The following is a 4,920-nucleotide window of genomic DNA, read 5'->3' on the forward strand; positions in this document are numbered from 1 at the left end:
GCCGACACCGTCGGCGATGCCGTCGAGGCGCATGTCGGCGAGGAACGGCCCCGTGCCGACACCGAAGTGGATGGTCGGCAGGCCGATGCCCTCGAGTGCCGCGCGGGAGTGCGGGGCGACGAAGGCGCGGTAGTCCGCGGTGCTCAGCGAGCCGGCCCAGCTGTCGAAGAGCTGCACGACGGATGCCCCGGCATCGCGCTGGGTCTCGAGGAAGCGGCGCGAGACCTTCGCGAGCCAGCCGGCGAGACGGTTCCACGAGTCGGGGTCGGAGTGCATCATGCCCCGTGCACGCAGGTGCTCCTTGGAGGGGCCGCCCTCGACGAGGTAGGCCGCGAGAGTGAAGGGGGCACCCGCGAAACCGATCAGCGGGGTGTCGCCGAGCTCGGCCGTGACGAGGCGCACGGCCTCGGCGATCGCCGTGCCGTCGAGGCCGTCGGGGTCGATGGCCGTGATGCGATCGACGTCGGATGCGGTGCGCACCGGGTTCGCGAACACCGGCCCACGCCCCGGCTCGATCTCGACGTCGACCCCGGCGAGGCGCAGCGGGATGACGATGTCACTGAAGAAGACGGCCGCATCCACCCCGTGGCGGCGTACCGGCTGCAGCGTGATCTCAGCGGCGAGGTCGGGCGTGAGGCAGGCGTCGAGCATCCGGGTCCCGACGCGCAGGTCGCGGTACTCGGGGAGCGACCTGCCGGCCTGCCGCATGAACCACACCGGAGCATGGGCGGGGCGGTCGCCTGCGAGGGCGCGCAGGAGCGGAGCGTCGGAGAGGGCCATGCCCCCATCCTCCCATTCCGCCCTTATGCGGCCGCCGAGTTCGCCCGGTCGAATCCCGGTCGCCACGCTCTCCGGTACTATCGATCTGTGCTGCTGTGTGTCACGGCGAGTCACAAGACCGCCTCCTTCGAACTGCTCGAACGCCTGAGCCGCACCCCCGACGACGTCGCTCCCACCATCGTGGGCATGACGCCGTGTGTGCAGGGTGCCGTTGTCCTCGCGACGTGCAACCGGTTCGAGGCGTACGTGGAAATGGACGAACCGCTCACCGCGGCCGGTGCCATCGGCGTCGAAGCGGTCATCGAGGCGGTCGAGTCCGCCACCGGCATCCCCGCCACCGAACTCGACGGCGCCTACACGGTGCACTCGGGCCGCCGCGTGGCCGAGCATCTCTTCTCCGTCGCCTCCGGCCTCGAATCCGTCGTCTCGGGCGAGGGCGAGATCGCCGGTCAGGTGCGCCGCGCTCTGAAGTCCGCTCGCAAGGACGGCACCACCTCGCCCGAGCTCGAGCGCCTCTTCCAGCGCGCCAGCCAGGCGCAGCGCAAGGTCAAGAACGTCACCGCGCTCGGCCGCGCCGGCCGCTCGCTCGTGCGCCTCGCTCTCGAGCTGGCCGACAGCCGCATCGCGGATTGGTCCGCCGAGCGGGTGCTGCTGGTCGGCACCGGCGCCTACGCGGCGGTCACCCTCGCCACGCTCCGCGAGCGCGGCGCCGTCGACATCTCGGTGTACTCCCCCTCCGGCCGCGCCGCGGTGTTCGCCGCGAAGCACGGCATCCGTCCGGTCGCCGCCGACGAGTACGCCCGCACCGCCGCGCACTCGAGCCTGCTGATCACCTGCACCACGGCGACGGAGCCCGTTCTCGGCCCGGAGCACCTGCAGCTCCCGGTCGCCGCCGTCGTCGCGGGCTGCCCGGTCGGCGCCCACAGTCGGCTCGTGGTCGACCTCGGCATGCCGCGCAACGTCGACCCCGCCGTCGCGGCCCTCGAGGGTGTCGCCCTGCTCGACCTCGAGACCATCCGTCTGCACGCGCCGCTCGAAGAGCTGCAGGCGACGGATGCCGCACGCAGCGTCGTCCGTGAGGCCGCGGAGACCTTCCATGTGGTCGGCTCCCGCCAGAGCGTGACCCCGTCGGTCGTCGCACTCCGCTCGCACATCTTCGAGCTGCTCGAGCGCGAGATCGACCGTGCCCGTGCGCGCGGCGATGAGGACGGCAAGGTGGAACAGGCTCTGCGTCACCTCTCGGGCGTGCTCCTGCACACGCCGACCGTGCGCGCTCACGAGCTCGCCGCCGCCGGCCGCGCCGACGAGTTCACCGCGGCGCTCGCCGCCCTGTACGGCATCGCGCCCGAGGCCGACGCGTCTGCCGCGGACGACGCAGCCACCGCCTGAGTCGCTCGCGCTTTCCGCGGCCTTCTGCAGTTCCCTCGGCCGTTTCGCGCCCGAATGGCCGAAGCACGCGCGATCAGCCGATCGATGCGTGCCTCGACCGCAGGGTGCGACACTGGAGGCATGGCCCTTCACATCACCGGAGACACCGCCGCCGACGAGCTGCTGACCGACAATCCGCTCGCCCTGCTGGTGGGGATGCTGCTGGATCAGCAGGTCCCCATGGAGACCGCGTTCGCCGGTCCGCTCAAGATCGAGCAGCGCACCGGAGCGGCGGATGCCGCGACCATCGCGCACATGGCTCCCGACGAGTTCCTCGAGGCTTTCCGGCAGACCCCGGCCGTGCACCGCTTCCCCGGGTCGATGGCGACGCGCGTGCAGACGCTGTGCCAGACGCTCGTCGATGACTGGGACGGCGACGCCGCTGCCCTCTGGACCGAGGGCGACCCGGACGGCCCCGAGGTGCTGAAGCGCCTGAAAGCCCTTCCCGGATTCGGCGAACAGAAGGCGAAGATCTTCCTGGCTCTGCTGGGCAAGCAGTACGGCTTCACGGGCGAGGGCTGGCGCGAGGCATCCGCTCCCTACGGCGAAGACGGCTCGTATCGCAGCGTCGCCGACATCGTCTCTCCCGAGTCGCTCACGAAGGTGCGCGAGCACAAGAAGGCCATGAAGGCTGCGGCGAAGGCTCCGAAGTGAAGCCCACGGGGGATGATGTCGCGGGACTCATCGCCCGCTCCTCCCCCGCCGTCCGACGCCGGGACGCCGAGACGCTGACCGCACTCATGCAGGAGATCACCGGACGCGAACCGGAGACCTGGGGCACGATCATCGGCTTCGGTTCGTGCCACTACCGCTACCCGACCGGCACCGAGGGCGACAGCGGACTGCTCGGCTTCGCACCCCGCAAGGCCGCGACCACGATCTACCTCTTCGACGGCGTCGGTGCCCACTCCGAGGCTCTCGCCGAGCTCGGCCCGCATACGACCGGCGTCGGATGCCTGTACATCAAGGACCTGGAGCAGGTCGACCTCGACGTGCTCCGCGGCATCCTCGAACGCTCGCTGGCGTGGGTCGAAGCCGGCGGCACCCCCGAGGTGCAGCTCACCGTCACCGGTTGACACGCGAGACCCGCCCGTGCGGCAGCGGCACGGACGGGTCTGCAGTGTGCGGGATCAGGCCTGCGCTGAGAAGAATGCGCGGATGTCGTCGGCCAGCAGGTCCGGACGCTCCAGGGCGGCGAAGTGTCCGCCCTCGTCGAAGCGGCTCCAGTGCACGATGTTCGTGTTGTCGCGCTCGGCGAAGACCCGGATCGTCTGGAAGTCGTCCGCGAACACGGCGACCCCGGTCCGTGCGGCATTGATCCGCGGCTCGGCGCCCTCTGCCGCGGCATCCGCCCTGGCGTTCTCCAGGTAGCTGCGGCTCATGCCCGAGGCCGCGTTCGCGAACCAGTTCACGCTGACCTCGAGCAGGATCTTCTCGAGCGGCACGAGCGAGGTGCCGTTGCCGAACGAGTTGAACAGCTCGCTGTAGGCGAGCAGCCCGACCGGGGAGTCGCTGAGTCCCACCGACACCGTCTGCGGGCGCGAGGCGTTCATCGTGTTGTAGCCGCCGACGGACTGGAACCACTGCATGTGCTCGAGGCCGGCGTAGTCCGCAGGCTCCAGCTTCTCGAACTCCGCCGGGTCGCCCGAGGGGAAGGAGAACAGCTGCAGCACGTGGAGTCCGAGGAAGCCTGCGGGCTCGAGCAGCCCCAGCTCACGGGCCACCATCGCGCCGTTGTCGGAGCCGTGGATGCCGTAGCTGTCGTATCCGAGCCCGCGCATGAGGCGGTCGTACGCCGCGGCGACCCGACCGACCGTCCAGCCCGCCGCGGCCAGAGGCTGCGAGAAGCCGTAGCCCGGAGCATCCGGGATCACGACGTCGAAGGCGTCTTCGGCTCGACCGCCGTGAGCCACCGGGTCAACGAGCCGGTCGATCAGGTCGAGGTAGTCGACCGACGAACCGGGGTAGGTGTGCGCGAGGAGCAGCGGCGTCGCACCCTCGTGAGCCGAGCGCACGTGGAGGAAGTGGATGGTCTGGCCGTCGATCTCGGTGGTGAAGTGCGGGACCGCGTTGATCCGCTCCTGGGCCGCGGCCCAGTCGAAGTCTCGCCAGGCGGCGACGGCCTCGCGCAGGTAGGAGTTGGGGGTGCCGGCATCCCAGTCGTCCGTCGGCGACGGCTGCGGAAGACGGGTGCGGGCGAGGCGATCCTGGAGATCGGCGACCTCGGTGGCGGAGACCGAGACGGTGAAGGGGCGGAAGGCGAGCGTCGTGTTTTCCATATCTCGAAGGTAGAAGGGCATTAGGTTGGATTCGTTCCTAATAAACAGATCACTTTCGAGGAGTTCCGATGGCCGACCCGACCGCTCGTCTGCTCGCGTTGCTGGCCCTCTTGCAGACCGGTCCGGAGCGCTCCGGAAGCGACCTCGCGTCGCGTCTCGGCGTCTCGGCGCGTACCGTGCGACACGACATCGAGCGGCTGCGCGACCTCGGCTATCCCGTCGACGCCACGCGAGGGTCCGTCGGCGGCTACCGGCTCGGTGCAGGAGGAAAGCTGCCGCCCCTGCTGCTCGACGACGAGGAGGCGGTGGCCGTCACCGTCGGTCTCCGCGCGGCGGCCGGGATCACGGGCATCGCCGAGTCGGGCAGCAGGGCCCTCGCCAAGCTGGAACAGGTGCTGCCGTCGCACCTGCGCCCCACGGTCGACGCCCTGCG

6 protein-coding genes are annotated in these 4,920 nt (G+C 70.5%); 4 read left to right on the forward strand and 2 right to left on the reverse strand.

The genetic code is table 11. The features are described 5' to 3' along the window. The coding region (locus ACNPM4_RS11245) for a uroporphyrinogen decarboxylase family protein (RefSeq protein ID WP_448985764.1) at window positions 1–780 on the reverse strand (780 nt) is incomplete at its 3' end. Window positions 781–867: 87 nt separating this feature from the next. On the opposite strand from ACNPM4_RS11245, the gene ACNPM4_RS11250 reads away from it, so the two are divergent. From ACNPM4_RS11250 to ACNPM4_RS11260, 3 genes are all read left to right on the forward strand, one after another. Further along, window positions 868–2,169: a glutamyl-tRNA reductase gene (locus tag ACNPM4_RS11250; protein ID WP_448985765.1), complete on the forward strand. Its 1,302-nt coding sequence runs from the start codon at window positions 868–870 to the stop codon at window positions 2,167–2,169. A gap of 120 nt (window positions 2,170–2,289) precedes the next feature. After that, a complete protein-coding gene (locus ACNPM4_RS11255; RefSeq protein ID WP_400857575.1) occupies window positions 2,290–2,862 on the forward strand; it encodes an HhH-GPD-type base excision DNA repair protein in 573 nt (190 codons plus the stop codon). After that, window positions 2,859–3,284, forward strand: a complete 426-nt coding sequence (locus tag ACNPM4_RS11260) for a DUF1801 domain-containing protein (protein ID WP_448985766.1) — start codon at window positions 2,859–2,861, stop codon at window positions 3,282–3,284. The genes ACNPM4_RS11255 and ACNPM4_RS11260 overlap by 4 nt, the downstream gene beginning before the upstream one ends. Before the next feature lie 54 nt (window positions 3,285–3,338). On the opposite strand, the gene ACNPM4_RS11265 is transcribed toward ACNPM4_RS11260, so the two are convergent. Further along, window positions 3,339–4,487 carry an epoxide hydrolase family protein gene (locus ACNPM4_RS11265; protein WP_448985767.1) on the reverse strand — a complete coding sequence of 383 codons (1,149 nt, stop codon included), beginning with the start codon at window positions 4,485–4,487 and terminating at the stop codon, window positions 3,339–3,341. Between the two features lie 68 nt (window positions 4,488–4,555). Between ACNPM4_RS11265 and ACNPM4_RS11270 the strand changes: the two genes are divergently transcribed. After that, the coding region (locus ACNPM4_RS11270) for a helix-turn-helix transcriptional regulator (RefSeq protein WP_448985768.1) at window positions 4,556–4,920 on the forward strand (365 nt) is incomplete at its 3' end.

This window comes from Microbacterium umsixpiens (genome assembly GCF_053543675.1).

Bases quoted from the DNA above. Each gene is read 5' to 3' on its own strand.
- ACNPM4_RS11265 (WP_448985767.1), bottom strand. From the start codon at position 4,487: ATGGAAAACACGACGCTCGCCTTCCGCCCCTTCACCGTCTCGGTCTCC.
- ACNPM4_RS11255 (WP_400857575.1), top strand. From the start codon at position 2,290: ATGGCCCTTCACATCACCGGAGACACCGCCGCCGACGAGCTGCTGACC.